Annotated in this window: 23 protein-coding genes; 6 read left to right on the forward strand and 17 right to left on the reverse strand. The window is 66.9% G+C overall.

Annotated elements, in window-relative coordinates:
- Positions 1 to 85: 85 nt before the first annotated feature.
- Positions 86 to 895, forward strand: a complete 810-nt coding sequence (locus ATE59_RS03330) for a universal stress protein (RefSeq protein WP_058811177.1) — start codon at positions 86 to 88, stop codon at positions 893 to 895.
- A 673-nt stretch (positions 896 to 1,568) separates the two neighbouring features.
- Here ATE59_RS03330 and ATE59_RS03335 read toward each other — a convergent pair.
- Positions 1,569 to 2,219 carry an HAD-IA family hydrolase gene (locus ATE59_RS03335; RefSeq protein WP_231737156.1) on the reverse strand — a complete coding sequence of 217 codons (651 nt, stop codon included), beginning with the start codon at positions 2,217 to 2,219 and terminating at the stop codon, positions 1,569 to 1,571.
- 118 nt (positions 2,220 to 2,337) lie between these two features.
- Between ATE59_RS03335 and ATE59_RS03340 the strand changes: the two genes are divergently transcribed.
- Entirely contained in the window at positions 2,338 to 3,084 is a 747-nt protein-coding gene (locus ATE59_RS03340; protein ID WP_058811302.1) for an SDR family oxidoreductase, read from the forward strand.
- Positions 3,085 to 3,113: 29 nt separating this feature from the next.
- Here ATE59_RS03340 and ATE59_RS03345 read toward each other — a convergent pair whose 3' ends face one another.
- Genes ATE59_RS03345 through ATE59_RS03355 form a run of 3 tightly spaced genes read right to left on the reverse strand, consistent with a single transcriptional unit; the run spans position 3,114 to position 5,885 of the window.
- Positions 3,114 to 4,220, reverse strand: coding sequence for a DUF2855 family protein (locus tag ATE59_RS03345; protein ID WP_058811179.1), 1,107 nt, complete (start codon positions 4,218 to 4,220; stop codon positions 3,114 to 3,116).
- 14 nt (positions 4,221 to 4,234) lie between these two features.
- Positions 4,235 to 4,936 (reverse strand): VIT1/CCC1 transporter family protein, encoded by a 702-nt coding sequence (locus ATE59_RS03350; RefSeq protein ID WP_003042899.1) that lies wholly within the window; start codon positions 4,934 to 4,936, stop codon positions 4,235 to 4,237.
- Positions 4,937 to 4,964: 28 nt separating this feature from the next.
- Entirely contained in the window at positions 4,965 to 5,885 is a 921-nt protein-coding gene (locus ATE59_RS03355; RefSeq protein ID WP_058811180.1) for an SMP-30/gluconolactonase/LRE family protein, read from the reverse strand.
- A 172-nt stretch (positions 5,886 to 6,057) separates the two neighbouring features.
- Here ATE59_RS03355 and ATE59_RS03360 point away from each other — a divergent pair, with 172 nt between their 5' ends.
- A complete protein-coding gene (locus ATE59_RS03360) occupies positions 6,058 to 6,657 on the forward strand; it encodes a TIGR02466 family protein (RefSeq protein ID WP_058811181.1) in 600 nt (199 codons plus the stop codon).
- Between the two features lie 76 nt (positions 6,658 to 6,733).
- Positions 6,734 to 8,167 (forward strand): NAD-dependent succinate-semialdehyde dehydrogenase, encoded by a 1,434-nt coding sequence (locus ATE59_RS03365; RefSeq protein WP_058811182.1) that lies wholly within the window; start codon positions 6,734 to 6,736, stop codon positions 8,165 to 8,167.
- A gap of 112 nt (positions 8,168 to 8,279) precedes the next feature.
- On the opposite strand, the gene ATE59_RS03370 is transcribed toward ATE59_RS03365, so the two are convergent.
- Entirely contained in the window at positions 8,280 to 9,047 is a 768-nt protein-coding gene (locus ATE59_RS03370; RefSeq protein WP_058811183.1) for an SDR family oxidoreductase, read from the reverse strand.
- Positions 9,044 to 9,415, reverse strand: a complete 372-nt coding sequence (locus tag ATE59_RS03375; protein WP_003042886.1) for a dihydroneopterin aldolase — start codon at positions 9,413 to 9,415, stop codon at positions 9,044 to 9,046. Before ATE59_RS03375 ends, ATE59_RS03370 begins: the two co-directional genes overlap by 4 nt.
- A 108-nt stretch (positions 9,416 to 9,523) precedes the next feature.
- On the opposite strand from ATE59_RS03375, the gene ATE59_RS03380 reads away from it, so the two are divergent.
- Positions 9,524 to 10,009: a GNAT family N-acetyltransferase gene (locus tag ATE59_RS03380; protein ID WP_082657273.1), complete on the forward strand. Its 486-nt coding sequence runs from the start codon at positions 9,524 to 9,526 to the stop codon at positions 10,007 to 10,009.
- Between the two features lie 9 nt (positions 10,010 to 10,018).
- Here the strand turns inward: ATE59_RS03380 and ATE59_RS03385 are convergent, their stop codons facing one another.
- The 11 genes from ATE59_RS03385 to ATE59_RS03430 form a co-directional block, all read right to left on the reverse strand.
- On the reverse strand, positions 10,019 to 11,161 hold the full coding sequence (locus tag ATE59_RS03385) for an MBL fold metallo-hydrolase (RefSeq protein WP_058811185.1): 1,143 nt from the start codon (positions 11,159 to 11,161) through the stop codon (positions 10,019 to 10,021).
- A 3-nt stretch (positions 11,162 to 11,164) separates the two neighbouring features.
- Entirely contained in the window at positions 11,165 to 11,797 is a 633-nt protein-coding gene (locus ATE59_RS03390) for a DUF1013 domain-containing protein (protein WP_040589884.1), read from the reverse strand.
- A gap of 188 nt (positions 11,798 to 11,985) precedes the next feature.
- Positions 11,986 to 13,974, reverse strand: coding sequence for a signal peptide peptidase SppA (gene sppA / locus ATE59_RS03395; protein ID WP_082657274.1), 1,989 nt, complete (start codon positions 13,972 to 13,974; stop codon positions 11,986 to 11,988).
- A 77-nt stretch (positions 13,975 to 14,051) separates the two neighbouring features.
- Positions 14,052 to 14,951 (reverse strand): NAD-dependent epimerase/dehydratase family protein, encoded by a 900-nt coding sequence (locus tag ATE59_RS03400; RefSeq protein WP_058811186.1) that lies wholly within the window; start codon positions 14,949 to 14,951, stop codon positions 14,052 to 14,054.
- A 29-nt stretch (positions 14,952 to 14,980) separates the two neighbouring features.
- Positions 14,981 to 16,084, reverse strand: coding sequence for a glutamate 5-kinase (gene proB, locus ATE59_RS03405; protein ID WP_058811187.1), 1,104 nt, complete (start codon positions 16,082 to 16,084; stop codon positions 14,981 to 14,983).
- Between the two features lie 140 nt (positions 16,085 to 16,224).
- A complete protein-coding gene (locus ATE59_RS17720; protein ID WP_156416697.1) occupies positions 16,225 to 16,527 on the reverse strand; it encodes a hypothetical protein in 303 nt (100 codons plus the stop codon).
- A 160-nt stretch (positions 16,528 to 16,687) separates the two neighbouring features.
- Positions 16,688 to 17,503, reverse strand: a complete 816-nt coding sequence (locus ATE59_RS03410) for a MipA/OmpV family protein (RefSeq protein ID WP_058811188.1) — start codon at positions 17,501 to 17,503, stop codon at positions 16,688 to 16,690.
- A 71-nt stretch (positions 17,504 to 17,574) separates the two neighbouring features.
- Positions 17,575 to 18,624, reverse strand: a complete 1,050-nt coding sequence (gene obgE / locus ATE59_RS03415) for a GTPase ObgE (protein WP_003042868.1) — start codon at positions 18,622 to 18,624, stop codon at positions 17,575 to 17,577.
- A 96-nt stretch (positions 18,625 to 18,720) separates the two neighbouring features.
- Entirely contained in the window at positions 18,721 to 19,125 is a 405-nt protein-coding gene (locus tag ATE59_RS03420) for a hypothetical protein (protein ID WP_058811189.1), read from the reverse strand.
- Positions 19,101 to 19,919 carry a DUF1295 domain-containing protein gene (locus ATE59_RS03425; RefSeq protein WP_058811190.1) on the reverse strand — a complete coding sequence of 273 codons (819 nt, stop codon included), beginning with the start codon at positions 19,917 to 19,919 and terminating at the stop codon, positions 19,101 to 19,103. The genes ATE59_RS03420 and ATE59_RS03425 overlap by 25 nt, the downstream gene beginning before the upstream one ends.
- Positions 19,916 to 20,575, reverse strand: coding sequence for a lysophospholipid acyltransferase family protein (locus tag ATE59_RS03430; protein WP_058811191.1), 660 nt, complete (start codon positions 20,573 to 20,575; stop codon positions 19,916 to 19,918). Before ATE59_RS03430 ends, ATE59_RS03425 begins: the two co-directional genes overlap by 4 nt.
- A gap of 127 nt (positions 20,576 to 20,702) precedes the next feature.
- Here ATE59_RS03430 and ATE59_RS03435 point away from each other — a divergent pair, with 127 nt between their 5' ends.
- Positions 20,703 to 22,115, forward strand: coding sequence for a M20/M25/M40 family metallo-hydrolase (locus ATE59_RS03435; RefSeq protein WP_058811192.1), 1,413 nt, complete (start codon positions 20,703 to 20,705; stop codon positions 22,113 to 22,115).
- The last annotated feature ends 6 nt before the right edge of the window (positions 22,116 to 22,121 follow it).

Below are 22,121 nucleotides of genomic sequence, written 5' to 3' on the forward strand. Positions count from 1 at the left end.
GATTCGTCCCTTTTGACCCCGGTCAATGAACGATAGGATCGCGCGGCGCATTATTCTGATGTTCACTGGACAAAGGAGGCCCCCAATGCGCTCAATTCTGGTTCACGCCGACAGCGACGCCGCGTCCGAAGGACGCTTGCAGGTCGCACTCGATTGTGCCCGCCGTTTCGAAGGCCATGTCAGCCTGCTCATCGCGACGCCGCTGCGCGAATTCGTCAGCTTCGATCCGTTCGGCGGCACCTATTTCGCCGCCGAGGCGCTGGCGAAGGCGCAGGCCGACGATCTGGCGCTCGAAAGCCGGCTTGCCGACCGGCTGGCGAAGGAAGATGTGCCGTGGGACATCGAAATGGCCGATGGCGAAATCGTGAGCGCCTTGTCGGGCGCTGCGACGCTCGCCGATCTGGCGATCGTCAGCCTGCCCAAGGCGAAGGGCGATTTCCGCAGCGGCCCGCCAATGCTCGCGGGCGATCTGGCGCTGACCGCGTCGGTCCCGGTTCTCGCGCTGCCGCAGGACAGCAAGGCGCTCGATTTCGACAAGCCGGCGCTGATCGCGTGGAACGGCAGCCCCGAAGCCGCCCATGCGGTGCGCGCCGCGGTTCCTTTCCTGAAGGACCGCCCGGTCATGATCGTCACGATCGGAGGCGACGAGGGCGATTTCGCTGCGGAGGAGGCCGCGCGCTATCTGTCGCGGCACGGCATCCACGCCGAACTGCGTGCGATCGAGCGCGGCGTCGAAACCCCCGAGGAGCGGATCGAAAAGGAAGCCGACGCGCTGGGCGCCGGCCTGATCGTGATGGGCGCCTTCGGTCGCAGCCGGCTGCGCGAGACGATCTTCGGCGGCGCGACGCAATATCTCGTGACGGGCGGCCGCTATCCGCTGCTGCTCGCGCACTAGACCCGAAAGACAGGCCTGGACGACGGCGAACGATCGGTTTCGGACATCGCAAGCAGACCTATTACGCACAGCATGAGGCGACGAATCATGTTTTCTGTAATCCTCGCTGGCATGCTCGGCATTTCGGTTGGTTGGGCAGCGCGAAGTTATCTCGCCATTGACAGTTGTCTTGATGGCGGTGGCCGCTGGGCAGAGCGAGGTGATCGATGTGAGGGCATCCCGGCCCAAAACCGGATGAGCCGCTAACGACCGATAGCGGGCATGAAATCCTCCCTGTGGCCGCAGGCCATGGGGAGGTGGCAGCGCGAAGCGCTGACGGAGGGGCTAATGGCGCGCCGTCGCAGCCCCTCCACCACGCCCTTCGGGCGCGGTCCCCCTCCCCATCGCTGCGCGACAGGGAGGATATGATCGGTCGTCATCCTGAACTTGTTTCAGGATCCATTCTTCCGACGCCGCGTGAATGGATCCCTGATCAAGTCCGGGATGACGACGGTATGAAAGTCCCGCGTCGATGTTGTGCACCCCGGCAAAGGCCGGGGCCCACGGCTTTACAGCGCCAACGTTGGCGTTCGACACGCTGGGCCCCGGCCTTCGCCGGGAACACAAAGCGGCTAGCAGCAACGTCCGCTAACCACCCAAAATTCCGCGCGGGGCAATGCACCGCTCTGGCCACTCAGGGCAGCGGCATGCCCAGCGCGGCGGACAGGTCGGCCAGCGCCTGTTCGCCGCTCGTCACCTTGATCGCGTGCATGCCGAGCCCTGCGGCGGGTTTGCAGTTGATGCCAAGGTCGTCGAGGTAGATGCAGGCGGCGGGCTCGACGCCCAGCGCCGCGCACATCATCTGATAGATGCGCGGGTCGGGTTTGCGTACGCCGACCTTCGACGATTCGATGACATGGTCAAAGCGCGCCATGATCGCCGCGACCTCGGCCGCCATTGCTTCGCTGCGCGCCATGCCGGCGCCCTTGCCCGACGGCACATTGTTGGTGATGCAGCCGATCGTGAAGCCGCCGGCCTTCAGCGTGTCGAGCGCCGCAACCATTTGCGGGCGCACCGCGCCGGCGAGGACCGCCAGAACCGCTTCACCTTCAAGGTCGTGGCCCAGCGCGCGCGCTTCTTCGGCGAACAATGTGTCGAAGGTCGCGGCGTCGATCTCGGCGCGCTCGAACAGCGCCCAGGCATTGGTGTCGGGGTTGCGCGCATTCACCCCGCGCACGAAATCGCGGGGTAGCCCGCGTTCGGCTTCCAGCCGGTTGAACGCCTCGAAGGGCGAGGCGGTGATGACGCCGCCGAAGTCGAAGATCACATGCGTATATTGAGCCATGCCGACGGCCATGCCGCGCGCTATCGTCCAAGATCAAGCGAATTTGATCGCATCTTTCGGGACGCCACGCCCCTGCCGCTACGGCAAGGCGCGGCGCTGTTCATTCACCGGAGGATTTATGCTGCTCGAAGGAAAGACCGTCATCATCACCGGCGCGAGTTCGGGAATCGGGCGCGCCGCCGCCCGGCTGTTTGCGCGTCACGGCGCGCGGCTCGTGCTCGGCGGACGCGACCGGACGCGGCTCGATGCCGTGGTCGCCGAAATCGCCGCCGATAACGGAACGGCGCGCGCGGTCGCGGGCGACGTTGCCGATGCCGCGACGCACGAGGCACTGGTTGCCGCCTGCGCACCGTGGGGCGGGCTCGACATCGCTTTCAACAACGCGGGTACGGTCGGCGCGCTCGCCCCGCTCGCCGATCAGGCGCCGGGCAATTGGGACGCGGTGATGGCGGCCAATCTGACCGCCGCCTTTCTGGGCGCCCGCGCGCAGATTCCGTCGATGCTGGCGCGCGGCAAGGGCGCCCTGATCTTTACCTCAAGCTTTGTCGGCAACAGCGTCGGGCTGCCGGGCATGGCCTGCTACGGCGCCGCCAAGGCGGGGCTGCTCGGACTCGTGCGCGGGATCACCGCCGATTATGGCGCGGCGGGTATTCGCGCCAACGCGCTGATCCCGGGCGGGACCGATACGGCGATGGCGGGCGATGCCGAATCGAAAGCATGGGCCGCCAGCCTGCACGCGATGAAGCGTATCGCCGACCCCGACGAGATCGCGCAGGCGGCGCTGTTTCTGGCGAGCGACATGGCGAGCTTCGTTTCGGGATCGGCGCTATGGGCCGAAGGCGGCAACGCCGCGGTCAAGCTCTGACCGGGAGGCGGACGCAGGGGGGCGCTGCGTCAGGGGACGACCAATATCCCCGCCGCGGGGTCGGCGCGTCCCGACAGCATTTCGCGATAGGCATCGAGCGCCGCGGCGCTACCTTCGCGCCGGTCGATGCGCGCGATGCGCGGCGCAACCGCCATGAAGCCCAACCATGCCTCGGCGATCCGCTGCCCAAAGCCCGCGGCGCCCCAGTCGCCGACGCGTTTCTGGCTGCGGCCGGGGGCAAAGAAGCCCTGCCGTTCGGGGCCGGCCAGCGCCGCGGCGTCGGCCTCGGCGTCCCAGTGCGATTTGCCGACGATGATCGATACTTTCAGCGCATCGCCGAAATGGCTGTGCACCGCGCGGGTGACCGCGCCATTGCCCGCCATGTCGACAAAGGCCGACGGCACCGCAGCGTCGAGCGAGGCGATGTCGTCATAGGCGATCACACGGTCGTAGATGCCCTGCGCGGCCAGCGCCGCGACATTGGCCTTGCTCGTCAGTCCGATGCTGACGGGGCGGGCCCCCGCACGCTGGGCGAGCGCGAAGCCGAGGCCGATCGCCGTCTTGCTCGACGCGCTGGCGATCAGGATCTGGTCGGCGCCATAATCGCCTTCATCCTCGAACTGGTCGGCGATCAGCCAGCCGGTGAGGAAGAGCGGACGGAAGATCGGCCAATAATCATGATGATCGGCGCGATAGTCGGGCAAAGCCTCGATCCGCTGATATTGATTGTAAATGGGAGGCAGGGAAGTGCGCCGCGGCGTGATGTCGGTGAAGCCGCCGGCGCCGACCTTGCCCGCGCTGAGCACCGCATGGCTTGCCATCGGATAATAGCCGTAAAAGCGATCGCCGGGCGCGATGCCCTCGGCGGCGCTCTCGATCACGGTGGCGAACCCCCAGACAGGCAGGCGGGCGGGGGCGTCACGCTCGGCGAAAAAGTCCCAATAGCCCTGATCGTTGCCAAACAGCCCCGCAGGCTTGCCGAAGACGGCGTAGGTGATGTTGTTCGCCGTCATCGCATAGCTGTCGACGCGCACACGAACCTCGCCGGCGCGCAGCGGCGCATGATCCGCCCGTGCGAGCGCCGCCTTCGAAATCGTGTCCCGATCGATGTCGATGGTCCAGGCCATATCGTTCATGCTTCTCTCTCCCGTCAGCCCAGCGGCGCTTCGAACAGCGATCCGATCGCGATGGTCAGCGCCATGGCGAAGGCGCCCCAGAAGGTGACGCGCAGCACGGGGCGCAGCATCGGCGCATTGCCCGCCCACGCGCCGAGCGCGCCGAGGATCGCAAGGAAAGCGATCGACGCGCCCGACACCGTCCACGGCAGCGACGATCCCGTATCGAGGAAAACCACCAGCAGCGGCAGCGCCGCGCCCGCAGTAAAGCTGGCGGCCGATGCGACCGCGGCCTGCACCGGACGCGCCTTCATATGGTGGGTCAGCCCCAGTTCGTCGCGCAAATGGCTGTCGAGCGCATTGTGCGCGGTCAGCTGCGCGGCGACCTGTTCTGCAAGCGGACGGTCGAGCCCGCGTTCCTGATAGATTTGGGTCAGCTCCTCCAGCTCGAATTCGGGGTCGGTGGCGAGTTCGTGCCGTTCCTTTGCGATGTCGGCCTTTTCGGCGTCGCCCTGCGAACTGACCGAGACATATTCGCCCGCCGCCATCGACATCGCACCAGCGACCAGACCCGCGATGCCGGTAAGGAGGATGGCGGGTTGCGCCGCGCCCGCCGCCGCGACCCCCGCGATCAGGCTCGCGGTCGAGACGATGCCGTCGTTGGCGCCCAGAATCGCGGCGCGCAGCCATCCGATCCGCGCGACAGAGTGGGTTTCGCGGTGAGTATCGCGGCGCATATCTTCCCCTTTTCCGACCGGCGACCGATCAATATTGCAGCGTCAGTCCCGGCCGGTTCCAGCGCGTCTTTACCAGCCGCCCGGTGCCCGACAAGGTGATATAGGCATCCTGCATGTCGGCGCCGCCAAAGGCGATGTTGGTGGTGAAAATATCGTCGGTCGCGACGAACTCCACCAACTCTCCCGACGGCGACACGACGCTGATCCCGCATTCGCCGATGGTCGCGACGCAGATATTGCCGTTCGCCTCCATCGCCAGGCTGTCGAAGAATTTATAGCCGGCGGGGCGATAGAGCGGGATGCCGGGGCCGCCGGGACCGGCGTCGGGGGCGACCTTGCCGGGCGCCGTGATGTTGAACTTCATCAGGCGGCAGGTGTAGGTTTCGGCGGCGTAGAGCGCCTTGCCGTCGGGTGAGAGGCCGACGCCGTTCGGATTGTTCGACGGAAAGATCACTTCCTCGATAAAGCTGCCGTCGGCCTTGGCATAGAAGATGCCGACGATGTCGTGGCAGCGCTTTTCATAATCGACCTTACCATGATCGGTGAACCAGAAGCCCCCGTGGCTGTCGAACATGATGTCGTTGGGGCCGCGCAGCACGACGCCGTTGTCGCCCGATTTATAAAGGATTTCGACCGCGCCCGTTTCGATATCGATGCGTTCGATTCGGCCGCCCGAATAATCCTTCGCGATGCCGTGCGGTGCCAGATAGCCGTTCGATTCGGTATATTCGAAGCCGCCGTTGTTGCAGCAGTAAAGCTTGCCGTCGGGACCGATCGCCAGGCCGTTGGGACCGCCGCCGGGGGTCGCGATCACCGCCTTGCGACCGCCGGGCCAGCAGCGCGTGATACGGCCGGCCTCGATCTCGGTCACGATGACGCTGCCGTCGTCCATCACCACCGGCGCCTCGGGAAAGCGCAATCCGTCAGCGATCAGTTCAAACTCGGCCATTCTCGTCTCCCTTGCTTTTGCTATTCGTCATGCCGGACCTGATCCGGCATCCATTCCTTCCAACGCAGCGGATAATGGACCCCGGATCAAGTCCGGGGTGACGAAGAGATGGCGGTGCGCGCGCGTCGCTCTCCCGCTTGCTCTTGCGCTTATCCTATGCTTTGCGCGCATCATGCCCGTTCGCACGCTCTTCGCCACAAATTTTTACGAGGCCGACATTGCCGCGCCCGACCTGCTGCAAGAGCTGGAGGAAAGCTGCCGGCTGTTCGCGCGCGAGGATGGCGCGGGCAAGGCGTGGAGCCGCGCGCACGGTTATCGCGGCTATACCAGCTATGCCAGCCTTGACGACCTGCCCGACCGCGACCCCGCCTTTCACGACCTCAAGCGCCTGCTCGACAAGCATGTGAAGGCCTTTGCCAAGGCGTGTCACTTCGATCTCGCCAAGCCGCTCAAGCTCGACAGCCTGTGGGTCAATGTCCTCAAACCCGGCGGTACGCACAGCGGGCATATCCACCCGCACAGCATCGTATCGGGCACCTTCTATGTCGCCGTGCCCCCCGGATCGGGCGCGCTGAAGCTCGAAGATCCGCGACTCGCGATGCTGATGGCGGCGCCGGGGCGGAGCGAGGATGCGCCCGAGAGCCTGCAGCCCTTCATCTATGCCGAGCCCGCGGCGGGGCGCATTTTTCTGTGGGAAAGCTGGCTGCGGCACGAAGTGATGCCGAACGCCGGCAAGGACGAACGGATCAGCATCAGCTTTAACTATCGCTGATCGGTCCTATATGGGCGCCATCTGATGACCCTCCATTTCCCGTTCGATGCGAACGGATCAGACAGGAAATTGCCCAATGACCGCGACCTACGACGCCGACCTGCAGCTTTTCATCGACGGTGCCTGGCGGAGCGGCGAAGGGCGCGAGGCGCGGCCGGTCTATAACCCCGCAACCGCGGCGACGATCGCCGAGCTTCCCGTCGCGACCGCGGCCGACCTCGACGAAGCGCTTGCCGCCGCGGCGCGCGGCTGGCCGGTCTGGCGCGCCAAGACCCCTGACGAGCGCGCCGCGCTGATGCGCAAGGCCGCCGGACTGATCCGCGAACGGGCCGACCATATCGCGACCTTGCTCACGCTTGAACAGGGCAAGCCGATCGCGGAGGCGCGCGGCGAAGTGCTTTCGGCCTCGTCGTTGCTCGAATATTTTGCCGAACAGGGCAAGCGGATCGAGGGCCGCGTCGTGCAGCGCCCGGCGGGTCAGCGCGCGATGGTGCTGAAACAGCCCGTCGGTCCGGTCGCGGCGTTCAGCCCGTGGAATTTTCCTGTCAATCTGATGATCAAGAAAGTCGCGCCAGCGCTCGCCGCGGGCTGTGTCGTAATCGCCAAGGCGCCCGAGGAAACGCCGGGCTGCACCAGCGCGATCATGCGCTGTCTTGCCGATGCGGGCATCCCCGGCGATGTGGTGCAGCTCGTCTATGGCAATCCCGACATGATCAGCCGCCACCTGCTCGGCAGCGAGGTGATCCGGAAGGTCAGCTTCACCGGATCGACCGCGGTCGGCAAGCATCTGATGAAGCTCGCCGCCGACCGGGTGCAGCGCATCACGATGGAGCTCGGTGGACACGCCCCCGTGCTGGTGTTCGACGATTGCGACCTTGAAACGACGCTCGACCGCGTCGTGACGCAGAAGTTTCGCAACGCCGGCCAGGTCTGCGTCTCGCCGACGCGCTTCTATGTGCAGGACGGCATCTACGACGCTTTCGTGAAGGGCTTTGCCGAACGCACCGCGCGCGTGAAGATCGGCAGCGGGCTCGATGCCGGCACCCAGATGGGACCGCTCGCCAACGCGCGCCGCGCCCCCGCGCTGGAAGCGATGATTGCCGATGCGACCGCAAAGGGCGCGCGGGTGATCGCGGGCGGCGCCGCGACGGGCGAAGGCTATTTCTTCCAGCCGACGGCACTGGCCGACGTGCCGCTCGACGCCGATGCGATGAACAACGAACCCTTTGGCCCGATGGCGCTGATCCGGCCGTTCGCGACCGAAGAAGACGCGCTCGAACAGGCGAACCGGCTGCCCTATGGCCTTGCCGCCTTCGCCTTCACTGAAAACGGCCGCCGCATCAACCGCGTTGCCGACGGCATCGAAAGCGGCATGGTCGGGATCAACAGCTTCGTCATCTCGGCCAATGACATGCCTTTCGGCGGGATCAAGGAATCGGGCTTCGGCAGCGAGAGCGGACCGGAAGGCCTCGACGGTTATCTCGTCGCCAAGGCGGTGCATATTTACTGAGCGGCCAACTGCTTTGCGTGTGCTCCCGCACAGGCGGGAGCCCAGAGCGTCCTAAAGCGAAGCTCGCCTGATCTGGCTCCGGGTCCCCGCTTTCGCGGGGACAGGCGGGTCGTCAATCGCGCTCCAGCGCTACGAAATCGCGGCCGAGCGGCGCCAGATGCGCGCCGCCGTCGACGAAGATCGTCTGCCCCGTCACCGCCTCGGCGCGGGCGAGCCAGGCGACCGCGCCGGCAATATCGTCCGGGGTCGGCAGCGCGCCGAGCGGCATGCGTGCCGCGAGCCGCGTCATCTGTCCCGCGCTGTAATCGTCGGTGGGGAGGGTAAGCCCCGGCGCCACCGCATTGACGCGCGCGCGCGCGCCGAAGGCGACCGCCAGCGTCGCCGTCGCCTGCCACAGCGCCTGCTTCGACAGGCTGTAGGCAAGCTGGTCGGGCACCGGGTTGGCGATGCGCTGGTCCAGGATGTTGACGATCGCGGGGCGCCGGCCGCCTTCGTTCGCGGCGACCATGGCGCGCGCGAGCATCACCGGCGCGTGATGATTGATCTGCATCGTTTCGGCCAGCGCGGCGCCGGTCAGCGTGTCCCATTCGCCCTCGGGAAACAGCGAGGCGTTGTTGACGAGCAGCGCGGGCGCACGGCCGAACCTTGCGATCACCGCGGGCACCAGCGCATCGACGGCGGCCGGATCGGCGAGGTCGGCGGCGAAGCGGTGACATTCGGCGCCCGTGTCGGCCAGCGCGTCCTCCAGCACGGCATCGGCCGCGCCGGGGCTGCGCTTGTGGATTGCGAGCGCATAGCCCTCGTGCGCGAGCCGCGCCGCGATCGCCGCGCCGATCCGGTGCAGACCACCGGTGACGAGTGCGATCGGCGCCGCCGTCATTTGCGCGCCCGGCGCATCGTGATGCCGATCTCTTCGCCATCCTCGGCGATCGCGAGCTTGACGATCTTCACCTCGACCTCTTCGACCTTGTCGTCCTGCAGGAACAGCGTGTCGATGATATGGTCGGCGACGCTTTCGATCAGCACGAAATGCACGTCCTTGGGCAGTCCCTCGGTCGCCGCGAATTTCAGGTTCATATAGTTTTTGGAGGCGCTGAGCGGGGTTGCCGGGTCATAATGATCGGCCATCACCAAGCGCGCACGCACCGAAATGCGCAGCGGCTGCGGCAGGTGGGTTTCTTCGGAATAAATGCCGGTCAGCACATCGACGGTCAGCCCGTCCACTTCCAGCCACAATGTGTCGGTCACAAGAAATTCCTGTCGTACGGGCGCGACATTCGGCTTTCCATTGCCGGTCGGCGACCCTAAAGCGCCGCCGCATTAGCGAAAGGGTGCGCGTTGGTCGAGTTACTTCCATTGTCCGAAATCGAACCGCAGGCGGTCGAGGCGCTCCTCGACGCCGCTTTCGGATCGGACCGCTTTGGACGAACCGCCTATCGCATCCGCGAGGGTATGGATGCGGTCCCCTGCCTCAGCTTCGCCGCTGTCGAGGATGGCGCGCTAGTCGGCACGATCCAGTGCTGGCCGGTCGCGCATCGCGATGCGCAGGGGACGGCGACGCCGCTGGTGATGGTCGGCCCGGTTGCGGTGCGCCCCGATGTTCAGCGCGGCGGGCACGGCCGCGCGCTGATGGACCGCATGCTCGAATCGGCGCGGACGATGGCCGACGGTGCGCTGATGATGATCGGCGATCCCGAATATTATGGCCGCTTCTTCGGCTTCACCGCGGACGCGACGGGGGCGTGGGACTTGCCCGGCCCCTATGAAAAGCACCGCCTGCTCGCGCTCGCCGTCAACGGTCACGATTTGCCCGTCGCTGCGGGGATGATCGGCCCGCGCTGAAGGATCGCTTCAGGCGACCCCGTGATACCACCACACGCCGCCGCGATCCTCCTTGCGCACGCGGCCTTCGACCTCGAGCCGCTTGAGATGCGCCAGCGCTTCGCCGGTCGCCAGATTCTGGTTGTGGGCGCCGATCGGGCGGTTGAACAGCAGCGGGAAGGTGTCGACCGCGCGCATCGGGGTTTCGGCGACCGCTTCGGCAACCTTGTAGAGCCGCATGCGGTGTTCGTCGCGGAGCGCCATCAGGCGGACGTGCAGCCCGCGAAAGGGCTCGCCATGCGCGGGACAGGTCACGACGTCGGCGGGAACGGTCGCGAGCAGCTTGTCGATCGAGGCGAGCCATTCGCCCAGCGGATCGGCATCGGGTTCGGTGATGTTGACCGACACGTTCGAGCTGATCCGCGGCAGTACCTGATCGCCCGAGACCAGCACGCCTTCGCGCTCGTTCCACAGGCACGCATGTTCGGGGCTGTGGCCTGACCCGGTGACGACGCGCCACATGTGCTTGCCGAAATCGATCCGGTCGCCGTCGGCGATGCGGACATAGCTGCGCGGCAGCGCGAAGATCATGCGCTGAAACATGTTCCAGCCGCCCGCGCGCTGGCGCTCGATCGCCTCTTCGTCCCATCCCGCGGCGCGCGACTGGGCCAGCACCTCGTCGGGAGCGACGTCGGAGGAATCGGCGACGATGGCGCGCGCGGTGAGCATTTCGCCGCGCGTCATCCACAGCTTCACCTGCTGCTTCTTCGCAATCCAGCCGGCAAGGCCGATATGGTCGGGGTGCAGATGCGTGCCGAAAACGCGCGTGATGCGCGCGGTCGCGAGCGGCCCGGCATAGAGCGCCTTCCAGGCGTCCGAACAGATGGTCAGGCAAATGCCCGTATCGACCACCGCCACCCCGTCGGAGCCGTCGGGGGCGGCGTCGTCGAGCAGCCAGCTGTTGATGTGGCCGAGCGAACCCGGCATCGGGATGCGCGCCCAGCTGATGCCGTCGGCGATGCGGATCGTTTCGCCGGTCCCCGGTGCGGCGTCGCCCCAGGGATAGGTCAATCCGGCGTGGCTCGTCGCGGTAAAGCTGTCGTCCTGGGTCAGCGACGCGTCCGGCGAACCGCTGGCCGCCGGAATATCATCCTCGTCGCCGCCGACCGCCATGCGTCAGGCTTCGTCGTCCGAATGATCCTCTGCCGCGCGTGCTTCGGCGGCGGCGCTGCGCTCGGCGCGCAGTTCCTCGAGCAGCGCCTCGCGGTCGCCTTCGAAGCGGCTGTCTTCGGGGGCCTTGATCCCCGCCTTTTTCGCGGCCTTCGCGACGATCGCGTCGAGTTCGCGCTGCGAGCAGAGACCGAGCGTCACCGGATCCTTGGGCACGATGTTCGCGCTGTTCCAGTGGCTGCGATCGCGGATCGCGCCGATGGTGTTGCGCGTCGTGCCGATCAGCTTGCCGATCGCGCCGTCCGACACTTCGGGATGGTTCTTCAGGATCCAGGCGATGCCGTCGGGCTTGTCCTGACGCTTGCTGACCGGCGTGTAGCGCGGGCCGCGGGTGCGGCGGATCGTGTCCTGCGCCTGCTTCGTCATCTTGAGCTTGTAGTTCGGGTCGTTCTGGCCCTTTTCAATCTCTTCCATCGACAGTTCGTGGGCGCGAACCGGATCGCGGCCGGTATATTTGGTCGCCGCGGTCTCATCGGCGATCGCCTGCACTTCCAGGATGTGGATGCCGCAATAATCGGCGATCTGCGCAAAGGTCAGGCCGGTGTTGTCGACCAGCCAGGCGGCGGTCGCATGCGGCATCAGCGGGGTGGCATCGGCATTGGCCATGACTGCTTCTCCAAAAGCGGAAATAATAAGGGCCGCCCCTCGCGGGGCGGCCGGACATTGGCCGCGGCTTTATACGCCTTTGCCGATGGCGGCAAGCCCCGGCGATTCGGCGCCGTTTGCGGCAATATTGTTCCGATCCGCCCGGCGATGTGCCCCTTCAGCTATTTCCAGAGGAACGCCAGCATCCCGATCAGGCCTTTCGCCTCTGCCGAGCCGGCCGGCACGGGCGGCAGATAGGCGCGGCAGTCGAGACAGGCGGCCTGCACCGATCCGCTGCTCGTCAGCATCTGCATATCCTGCACCAGCCGGCGCTCGGCGAGGGTGCGGTTCATTGCCGCGATGCCGAACCAGCCGCGCGGCGCGAGTGCGGTTTCATCCTGCTCGGCGCCGGTCCAGGCGGCGAGCATCTTCGACCATTCGCTCGGCTCTTCCTCGAAATATTGGGCGTGGAAGGCGCCATCGACCTTGGCAAGCTTCGCCGCGGCTGCGAGGGCGTCGGGCAGCCCGCCGAACTGGTCGACCAGCCCGATCTGACGCGCGGTGCCGCCGGCCCAGACGCGGCCCTCGGCGATCGCCTCGATCTTTTCGATGGGCTGTTTGCGGCTCTTGGCGACGAGGCCGGTGAAGCGGGCATAGACGTCCTCGACCCCCGCCTGCGCGAGCTGGTTGAACTCTTCGTTGACGCCGCCGAGGATGTCGGGCTGTCCCGACAGCGGGGTGGTGCGGATGCCATCGGTGGTGACGCCGATCTTGGCGAGCGTCTTGTCGAAACTCGGCAGGATGCCGAACACGCCGATCGAGCCGGTGATCGTCTCGGGCTCGGCAAAGATGCGGTCGGCGGGGGTAGAAACCCAATAGCCGCCCGACGCTGCAACATTCGCCATCGAGACGACGATCGGCAGCTTCTTCGCCTTGGCGACGAGCAGCGCCTGGCGGATCTGTTCGGACGCCAGCACCGATCCGCCGGGCGAATCGACGCGCAGCACGATCGCCTTGACGCCGTCGTCCGATGCGGCGTCGAGGATATGTTCGGCGATCGTATCGCCGCCGGCGCTGCCGGGGCGCGCCTTGCCGTCGACGATGGTGCCCACGACCGGAACGACCGCGATCGCGGCTCCCTTGGCTTCGGGCGGGTTGGCGGCGACCCAGTTTTTGAGCGGGATCGCATTATAGGCCCAAGGCTGGCTGTCGTCGGGCGCGCCGGCGATTTCGGCGACGCGCTCGCCGAAAGCGAGTCGGCCGCCGATCTTGTCGACCAGTCCGGCGTCGAGCGACGCCTTGCTGAGGTCATTGTTTGCGGCCTTCACCACCGCGGCCGGAGTGGCCAGCACCGCGTCGAGCTTTGCCTGCGGCCGCGCCTTCTTCACTTCGGCGAGCCAGGTGTCCCACAGCACCGAGGCATAGGCCAGATTGGCCTCCTTCGCCTCGGGCGACTGGTCGCTGCGCAGATAGGGTTCGACCGCGCTCTTGAAAGTGCCGACGCGATAGATGTTCGCGGTGATGCCGAGCCGGTCCATCAGCCCCTTGTAATAGAGGCGCGATCCGCCGGGGCCGGCGACGGCGACGCCGCCGATGCTGTCGGTCCATATTTCGCTCGCATGCGCGGCGAGCTGATAGCTGTCGGTCGTATAGGCGGTGGCGAAGGCGAGCACGGGCTTCTTGGCCGCCCGCACCTTGTCGACCGCGGCGCCGACTTCGGCAAGCGACACCTGTCCGCCGCCGACGAAGCGGTCGAGGTCGAGAACGACGGCGCTGACGCGGTCGTCCTTCGCCGCGGTTTCGATAGCGCGGACGACGTCGCGGGTGCGATATTCCTTCATCCGATCGCCGCCCGACACGGCGGCAAAGGGATCGACCTCGGCCGGTTGTTCGCTCAGCACGCCGTCGAGTTCGACGACGAGCGCGCCCTTGCTGACGGGCAGCGACGCATTGGGACGGCCGGAGAGCAGCGCGAAGAGCCCGACGAAAAAGAGCAGGAGGAACAGGAGCGCGAGCCCGTCCTTGATCGCGACGAGCAGGTTCCAAACCTTGCGCGGAAAGCTGGTGCCGCCGCGCGGCCGGTCGTCGCCCGGCAGCGGACGGCGAACCGGAATGGCCCAGGGGCCGGCGGAATCGGGGGTCTGGGGCGGCGTGGCGCTGGTGTCGGTCATGCCCCGTGCCTAATCCGCCCGCCCGGCCTTGGCAATCCAAGCTTCGACGGGCGTCCGGCGAAGCCCCACCGGCGACGTCAGAGCCAGCCCTGTTCGCGGTACCAGCGCACCGTTTCGGCGAGCGCCTCATCGGTGGCGAGCGCGGGCTGCCACAGCGCTGCTGGCGGCTGTGTCCCGGCGGTCGCAACCCAGTCGGGATGCGCAATATAGGCGGCGCGGTCGGGCGTCAGCTTGGCGCGATCGCGGCGGACGAGGCGGTCGAGATGCCCGCCCGCCTTGAGCACCGCCGCCGGCACCGACAGCGCCGGTACGTTCGGCCGCCCGATCGCGCGGCCGATCGCCTTCGCAAATTCGCGGTGCGTCCAGCCCCCGTCTTGACCGTCGTCGGGTTCGTAAATCCGGCCAAGGGTTTCTTTGCGGTCGGCCGTCACCGCCAGCAGCAGGCGCGCCAGTTCGTGGACATAGATCGCCGACATCCGCCCCGGCGGGGGGAGCAATGCGATGCCGCGGCCCACCATGCGGAACAGGTCGAGCATGTCGGTGTCGCCCGGGCCGAAGACGGCGGGCGGCCGGATGATGGTCCAGTCGAGCGCGCTCTCCATCACCACGGCTTCGGCGCGTTCCTTCGACCAGCCATAGTTGGACATCGTCGGCTCGCGCGCGGCGAGCGACGAGACATGGACGAAGCGCGCCACCCCCGCATCGCGGGCGGCCGCAACCATATTGGCGGTCGCGATGGCATTGCCCGCCTCGAACGCGGCGCGCGTCGGCACGTTGACGACGCCGGCGATGTGCAGCACCGCATCGGCGCCCGCGATCATTGCGGCCAGGCTGTCGGGCCGGTCGAGCGCGCCGTCGATCCAGGTCACGCCATCGCGCGGCTGTTGCGGCCGCCGCGTCAGCGCGCGCACCTCCCAGCCGGCGGCGACCGCCCGCTGCAATGTCGCACCGCCGACGAAGCCGGTCGCGCCGGTCATGGCCAGAATGGGCGGTTGGTCCGGCGCCGTCACAACAGGACCAGATGGTCGCGGTGGACGATTGCGGCGCGCGGCGCATAGCCGAGCGCGGCCTCCTGGGCATCGCGGCCGAGGCCGAGGATCGCCTGCGCATCGGCGGCGGTATATTCCGACAATCCGCGCGCGATCGTGCGCCCGTCGGGACCGGCGATGTCGAGGATATCGCCGCGCGCGAAGTCGCCCGACGCGCTGGTGACGCCGGCGGCGAGCAGGCTGGCGCCGCCGGCAAGTGCGCGCACCGCCCCGGCGTCGATCGTCAGTCGTCCCTTGGCGGTCAGCCCGCCTGCGAGCCATGCCTTGCGCGCGCTTGCGCCGCGTTCGGCCGTGAAGAGCGTGTGGCGCGCGTCGGCGGACAAGGGGCGTTCGATCCGTCCCGACGCGATGGCGAGGCTCGCGCCCGCCGAATTGGCGATCCGCGCCGCCGCGATCTTCGACACCATGCCGCCCGACCCCATGCCCGATGCCGATCCGGTGTCGGCCATCGCCTCGATCGCGGCGTCGATGCGGTCGACGCGCGCGATATGCGTGGCGCCGGGCTGCACCGGATTGCGATCATAAAGGCCGTCGATGTCGGAGAGCAGGACGACGCCGCCCGCTCCCGCCGCCTGCGCGACGCGCGCCGCGAGCCGGTCGTTGTCGCCGAAGCGGATTTCCTCGGTCGCGACGCTGTCATTCTCGTTGATGATCGGAACCACGCCCAGGGTGAGCAGCCGGTCGAGCGTCGCGGCGGCGTTGAGGTAGCGGCGGCGATGTTCGAGATCGTCGAGCGTGACGAGGATTTGCGCTGCGGTCAGCCCTTCGGCGCCCAAAACCTCGGCCCAGACCTGCGACAGCGCAATCTGTCCGGTCGCTGCCGCCGCCTGCGCATCCTCAAGGCTGGCGCGGCCGCCCTTGGCAAGGCCGAGCCGGCGAGCGCCGAGCGCAATCGCTCCCGACGACACCACGGCAACCTGCTGCCCGGCGCGGCAACGTGCCGCGATGTCGGCGGCGATCCCGGCCAGCCAGTCGCGCCGCACCGCGCCGCCTTCGTCGACGAGCAGCGCCGATCCGATCTTGACGATCAGCCGCGGGCAGGAGGCAGGCGCGAACAACATGCGCGCCCGATAGCGCGCCGATGCCTGCGCGCCAACGAAATTAGACTAGGCGCGTGGACAAGGTCCAACCTGATCGAACGTCCACTTTGGGGTGGGAAGCGGACCGTCCGATTTTTAAAACAGCATGGCAAAAGCGGCCTTCAATTTTGTTCGGAATAAGACTCTATTTCCGCACGTAAAGGCGTTGGAACATTCACAAAGACAGTATCGGCATTCAGTCTCAGGTGTGTTCCATATTCGTCGGATGCGGCGGCAACGATTTGCTTAAACCAGTCAGCATAGGACCAATGGCGAGGTTTTGGACCAAAAAGCCTGCGGGTTTGCTTATCCCAGTTCACTTCCATCGCGGCCCGATAAACATATGGAAATTCAGCTGCAGCCGGACAAACATACAGCCGCCCTTGAGCGTCGATGCCAACCTCGGTGATGATGTCTTCGTTCATACCTAAACCTGACGCATTCAATTGCCCGTAGCAACGTCAGCTTTAGTTCTCGTGAGAGGAACTGCGGAACGTCCGCAATCGGTCGTTTCCGGAAAGGCAGCTTTCCGAACGAACTGGCGGTTAGCTGCAGTCCCTGCGGCGTCGGAATTGTCCGCGCGGCCTAGCGCTTGCCGCCGAAGGTGTAGCTCAGCGCGATCCCGAAGGCCGGCTGGTTGCGCGACCCGAAGGCGCGGGTGACGGGTGAGTCGGCGGCATCGCCGACGAGGCGGTCGTAGCGGGCAAAGGCCGCGACGCCCCAATTGCGCGTCAGCTGGCGCATATAGCCTGCGGTGACGCCGACCGATTGCACGCCGCCCTTGGGATCATAGGCGGGCAGGCCCGAGGCGGCGACATCGGCGGGCGCGACGCCGAAATAGGCGCGGCTATATTTGCTGTCGCCGAGCGAGACGCGCGGCCCGATCGAAAACAGCCAGTCGTCGCCCTGGCGCGCGACATAATCCGCGCCGACATCGCCGACCCAGCCGCCATGACCGCCGAGGCCCTTGCGTGCTTCGACCCGCACGCGCAGCGCCGGGGTCAGCCAGGCTTGGGCGAAGGCGCCCGCTTCGACCGTCAGTCCGACCTTGGGCAGGTTGCCGCCGACGGCTTCGGGCTTGCGCTTGCGGATTATGCTGGCGTTCGGGCCGAAGTCGAATTTCTTGTCGTCGACAAGGTCGAAGCCAAAGCTCTGGTCGGGGGCCTCGAAGGCGAAATCCTCGCCGGGCTTCGCGCGCGAGAGGTCGACGAAGGGGCCGACGACGAGCTTTTTGGATCCGGGGGTTTCGGGCCAGAATTGCGGCCCGGCGAAGACGCGGGTGCGCTTGCCGGTCGTTTCGCCTTCGTCCTGCGCGGCGGCCGGGACGGCGGTGAGCGCCGTGGCCGCGGCCAGGCAGAGCGAGAGAGGCGCGCGCAGGGCGCGGGACGCGTGGGGAGGCATGACGAACTCCTTGTTGTTCCGCGATCAAATGCCCCGCGGGCGCGTTTCGTTCCGCGCCGGCCGCCGCGCCGTCAAAGCGGCGACCAAGCGCCTTCGTCGTCGGCGTCGTCGCGATGGTCGGCCGCGGGCGCAACCGGGCCGATGGCTTCGAGCAATTTGTCGAGCACCGCGCCCACGCCTTCGCCGCTGGCGCCCGACAGCGCCATGACCGGATAGCCGCTTGCTTCTTCAAGCTCGGCCTTGAGCGCGGCGATCAATTCCTCGTCGAGCGTATCGACCTTGTTGAGCGCGACGACGACCGGCTTGTCGGTCAACCCCGCGCCATAGGCGTCGAGTTCGTCGCGCACGATGTGATAGCTGGTCGCGACATCGGCATCATTGGCGTCGACCAGATGCAGCAGCACGCGGCAGCGTTCGATATGCCCCAGAAAGCGGTCGCCGATCCCCGCGCCATCGGCGGCGCCTTCGATCAGGCCGGGAATATCGGCGATGACGAATTCGCGCCCCTTGTGGCTGACGACGCCGAGTTGCGGCCGCGTCGTCGTAAAGGCATAGGCGCCGACCTTGGCCTGCGCGTTGGAGACGGCGTTGATGAAGGTCGACTTGCCGGCATTGGGCAGCCCGACCAGACCCGCATCGGCGAGCAGCTTCAAGCGCAGCCACACCCACATTTCCTCGCCCGGCCAGCCGGGGCCGTGCTGACGCGGTGCGCGATTGGTCGAGCTTTTGTAGCTCGCATTGCCGCGCCCGCCGTCGCCGCCGCGCAGAAAGACGATGCGCTCGCCCTCCTTGGTCAGATCGGCGAGCAGGCTGCGATCTTCGTCATCGGCCAGGATCTGCGTGCCGATCGGCACCTGGATGACCAGATCGTCGCCGCCCGCGCCGGTGCGATCGCGGCCGGCCCCGGGGGTGCCGCGGCGGGCCTTGAAATGCTGGGTATAGCGAAAGTCGATCAGCGTGTTGAGTCCGCTCACCGCCTCGAACACGATGTCGCCGCCCTTGCCGCCGTTGCCGCCGTCGGGGCCGCCATATTCGACATATTTCTCACGGCGAAACGAAACGGCGCCGGGGCCGCCGTCGCCGGACTTCACGAAAATCTTTGCCTGATCGAGGAAATGCATCGGCGCTCTTTAGGGCGAAGGGGCGCATTTGGCTAGGTCGCGATGGCGTCGCTCAACATGCCGCTGCCTTTGCCGCGCGCCGCGATATTTTCCGGCCTATCGCGACGCCCAATAATCGAACGCGATCTGTTGCTGTTCGCGGATGAAGCGCGCCGCGGCGGCGCCTTCCCACGGGCCGTCGTAGCCGAGCAACAGCGCAGTGCCGCCGACCCACCAGCCTTGACCGGGCAGCCGGTCGCTCTCGCGCACCACAAGCACCGCGAGATCGGGTTCGCCATCGAGCGCGCACAGCCGGTCGACCTCGCCCAGCGTCTTGCATAGCGCGCGCATCTTGGGCCGCGTGAAGCGGAAACCCAGGTCGCCGAGTATTTCGGAATAGCTGACGCTGCGTCCGTCGCGCGCCGCGGCGGTCAGGATCGCGCGAATGCGCGGCGCATCGCCCAGCGCGCCGGCATCGGCGGCGGCCGCTTCGCCGCCTAGCCCCTGGTCTTTGGCGGCCATGGGAAAAAGCCCGAGGTGCGCTGGACATAGTCGGCATAGCCGGGACGCGTCTTGTGCAGGCCCTTTTCCAGCAGCGCCTTGCCCGACCAGCGCGTCAGGGTGAAGGTCAGGAAGATGGGACCGATGACGCTCGCCACGGCGGCCCACAGCCCGATGTCGGCAGCGATCAGCCAGATGCCCCACCAGGTCAGCGCATCGCCGAAATAATTGGGGTGCCGCGTATACCGCCACAGGCCGGTGTCGAGCACCTTGCCCTTGTTCGCCGGATTCTTGCGAAAGGCATCGAGCTGCGCGTCGCCGATGCTTTCGAACGCGATACCGGTGAGCGCCGCGGCGACGCCCGCCCAGCCGATGACGCCCAGCGCCGGCACCGGATCGGCCACGCTGGCCCAAATGCCGATCTGCGCGGGGAGGCAGGTGAGGAACAGGAGCGGCGCCTGCGTCAGAAAGACGGTGAGGAGCGCCGTCTGCGCCCAGCTCCAGCCGCGGCGTTCCATCGTGCGCGCCATGATCGGTGTGTAGCGCGGGTCTTCGCCATGCGCGCGCCAGCGCACGAAGAGATGGATCGACAGGCGCAGCCCCCACAGGGCCGTGAGCGCGAGGATCGCCGCCGCGTGCACGCCTTCGATACCGACCTGCGCCGCGCTTGCGAGTGCCAGCAGCACCATGCCGAAAGCCCAGAAGGCATCGATGAACGACACGTCGCGGATCGCCACCGCGACACCCCAGAGGACAAGGATCGCCGCGATCAGTGCCGCGAAATTGATCGCCAGAAGCGTCACTATGTCGGTCATCGGCCCGGTCCCTCCTCGCCCTGTGCCTCCACGCCCTGCACCTCCTCGTCGCGGCCGACGATGTCGTCGATCGACCGGACGGCGCGTTCGGGTATTTTCGGAATACAGCTTTTATAGACGTCGAACACCTTCATCATATCGGCCCGGAAATCGCCCGTCGGCCAGATCAGCGGCCCCAGGCCGCCGGTCTTGGTGCCATAATCCATCAGGCCGACGACCATCGGCACCTTCGCGGCGAGCGCAATCTGGTAAAAGCCGGTACGCCATTTCTTCGCCTTGCCCCGCGTCCCTTCGGGCGCGACGGTCAGCATGAACTCGCGCCGCCGCGCAAATTCCTGCACCATCTGCTGCACGACATTGCTGCTGTTCCGGCGATCGACGGCAATCCCGCCCATCTGCCGCATGAAGCCGCCGAGCGGCCATTTGAACAGCGACAGCTTGCCCATGAAATGGGCGCGCACGCCTAGGTCGGCGGTCAGTCCGAGATAGTTGACGAAATCCCAGTTGCTGGTGTGCGGCGCGGCGATGATGATGAAGCGGCGCGGTTCGGGCACCTCACCCACCGCGGTCCAGCCGCGCAGGCGGTACAGCAGCAACAGCAGGCGGCGCACCGCGCGCGCGACCGGCCCGGGCTGATCGTCTTCGATCGGCGTCACGTCTCTCTCCCCATCCTTAGGGTCAGGACCCTAGCGCGACTTGCGCGAAAGCGGCGCCGCGCGCAAGCGGCTTGCGGCGCACGGCGCTTTCTGCTCCTGTCGCGGCCTGTTCAGGGGAGGCCAACCAATGAAGATCATGTCCGGCTTGCTGTCGTCGGCGCTGCTCGTCGCCGCGCCCGCCACCGCGCAGCAGACGGCGCCGCGCGCGGACCAGCTCGCCTTTCGCGATCTTTACAAGGAACTGGTCGAAACCGACACGACGCTGTCGGCGGGGAGCTGCACGCTCGCCGCCGAACGCATGGCGGCGCGCCTCAAGACGGCGGGCTTCGGCGACGATCAACTGACGCTGTTCGCGGACCCCGATCATCCGAAGGAGGGCGGCCTTGTCGCCGTCTATCCCGGCACATCGAAGACCGCCAAGCCGATCCTGCTCATCGCGCACATCGACGTCGTCGAGGCGAAACGTGCCGACTGGCAACGCGACCCGTTCAAGATGGTCGAGGAAAACGGCTATTTCTATGGCCGCGGAACGCTCGACGACAAGGCGCAGGCGGCGATCTGGACCGACACGCTGATCCGCTTCCGCAAGGAAGGGTACAAGCCCAAGCGCACCGTCAAGCTGGCGCTGACCTGCGGCGAGGAAACCAACGGCGCCTTCAACGGCGCCGAATGGCTGGCGGCGAACAAGCGCGACCTGATCGACGCCGAATTCGCGCTTAACGAAGGCGGTGGCGGCGACAGCGACGGCAAGGGCCATGTGATCGGCCAGTCGGTGCAGGTCGGCGAAAAGACCTTCGCCAATTTCCGCCTCGAAACCCGAAACGCGGGCGGCCACAGCTCGGTGCCGGTGCGCGACAATGCGATCTATCAGCTCGCGCGGGCGCTGACGCGGATCGACGAATATGAATTTCCGGTCGAAATGACCGACACGACCAAGCGCTTTTTCAGCGAAGCGGGCGCCGCGCGCGGCGACGAAATGGGCAAGGCGATGGCCGCGCTCGCTGCCGATCCTGCCGACAAGGCGGCAGAGGCGATCGTCAACAAGGATCGATTCCTCCACGGCAATATCCGCACGACCTGCGTCGCGACCCTGCTCGACGGCGGGCACGCCCCCAATGCGCTGCCGCAGCGGGCGGGCGCCAATATCAACTGCCGCATCTTCCCCGGTCATCCGATCGAGGAGATCAAGGCCGAGCTGGAAAAGGTGATCGGCGACCCCGGCGTCACCGTGACGCAGCTCCCGCCAAAGCGCCCCGCGCCGCCGGCACCGCCGCTCGACCCCAAGGTGATCGGCCCGATGGAAAGGCTCGTCGCGCGCTATTGGCCGGGGCTGAAGGTCATCCCGTCGATGGCGAACGGCTATACCGATGCGACCTTCCTCGGCGCAGTGGGCATCCCGACCTATGGCATTCCCGGCATATGGGGCGACCCCGACGGCAACGGCGTCCACGGCCTCAACGAACGGGTCGAAGTGAAGGCGGTCTATGTCGGCCGCGACTTCATGTACGATCTGGTCAAGGCCTATGCCGACAAGCCGTAGGATCGA

This window comes from Sphingopyxis sp. A083, from assembly GCF_001468495.1.
Taxonomy (GTDB): domain Bacteria; phylum Pseudomonadota; class Alphaproteobacteria; order Sphingomonadales; family Sphingomonadaceae; genus Sphingopyxis; species Sphingopyxis terrae.

Bases quoted from the DNA above. Each gene is read 5' to 3' on its own strand.
- ATE59_RS03330 (WP_058811177.1), top strand. From the start codon at position 86: ATGCGCTCAATTCTGGTTCACGCCGACAGCGACGCCGCGTCCGAAGGA.
- ATE59_RS03335 (WP_231737156.1), bottom strand. From the start codon at position 2,219: ATGGCTCAATATACGCATGTGATCTTCGACTTCGGCGGCGTCATCACC.
- ATE59_RS03340 (WP_058811302.1), top strand. From the start codon at position 2,338: ATGCTGCTCGAAGGAAAGACCGTCATCATCACCGGCGCGAGTTCGGGA.
- ATE59_RS03345 (WP_058811179.1), bottom strand. From the start codon at position 4,220: ATGAACGATATGGCCTGGACCATCGACATCGATCGGGACACGATTTCG.
- ATE59_RS03350 (WP_003042899.1), bottom strand. From the start codon at position 4,936: ATGCGCCGCGATACTCACCGCGAAACCCACTCTGTCGCGCGGATCGGA.
- ATE59_RS03355 (WP_058811180.1), bottom strand. From the start codon at position 5,885: ATGGCCGAGTTTGAACTGATCGCTGACGGATTGCGCTTTCCCGAGGCG.
- ATE59_RS03360 (WP_058811181.1), top strand. From the start codon at position 6,058: ATGCCCGTTCGCACGCTCTTCGCCACAAATTTTTACGAGGCCGACATT.
- ATE59_RS03365 (WP_058811182.1), top strand. From the start codon at position 6,734: ATGACCGCGACCTACGACGCCGACCTGCAGCTTTTCATCGACGGTGCC.
- ATE59_RS03370 (WP_058811183.1), bottom strand. From the start codon at position 9,047: ATGACGGCGGCGCCGATCGCACTCGTCACCGGTGGTCTGCACCGGATC.
- ATE59_RS03385 (WP_058811185.1), bottom strand. From the start codon at position 11,161: ATGGCGGTCGGCGGCGACGAGGATGATATTCCGGCGGCCAGCGGTTCG.
- ATE59_RS03390 (WP_040589884.1), bottom strand. From the start codon at position 11,797: ATGCCGCATGCGACCGCCGCCTGGCTGGTCGACAACACCGGCCTGACC.
- sppA (WP_082657274.1), bottom strand. From the start codon at position 13,974: ATGACCGACACCAGCGCCACGCCGCCCCAGACCCCCGATTCCGCCGGC.
- ATE59_RS03400 (WP_058811186.1), bottom strand. From the start codon at position 14,951: ATGACCGGCGCGACCGGCTTCGTCGGCGGTGCGACATTGCAGCGGGCG.
- proB (WP_058811187.1), bottom strand. From the start codon at position 16,084: ATGTTGTTCGCGCCTGCCTCCTGCCCGCGGCTGATCGTCAAGATCGGA.
- ATE59_RS17720 (WP_156416697.1), bottom strand. From the start codon at position 16,527: ATGAACGAAGACATCATCACCGAGGTTGGCATCGACGCTCAAGGGCGG.
- ATE59_RS03410 (WP_058811188.1), bottom strand. From the start codon at position 17,503: ATGCCTCCCCACGCGTCCCGCGCCCTGCGCGCGCCTCTCTCGCTCTGC.
- obgE (WP_003042868.1), bottom strand. From the start codon at position 18,624: ATGCATTTCCTCGATCAGGCAAAGATTTTCGTGAAGTCCGGCGACGGC.
- ATE59_RS03420 (WP_058811189.1), bottom strand. From the start codon at position 19,125: ATGGCCGCCAAAGACCAGGGGCTAGGCGGCGAAGCGGCCGCCGCCGAT.
- ATE59_RS03425 (WP_058811190.1), bottom strand. From the start codon at position 19,919: ATGACCGACATAGTGACGCTTCTGGCGATCAATTTCGCGGCACTGATC.
- ATE59_RS03435 (WP_058811192.1), top strand. From the start codon at position 20,703: ATGAAGATCATGTCCGGCTTGCTGTCGTCGGCGCTGCTCGTCGCCGCG.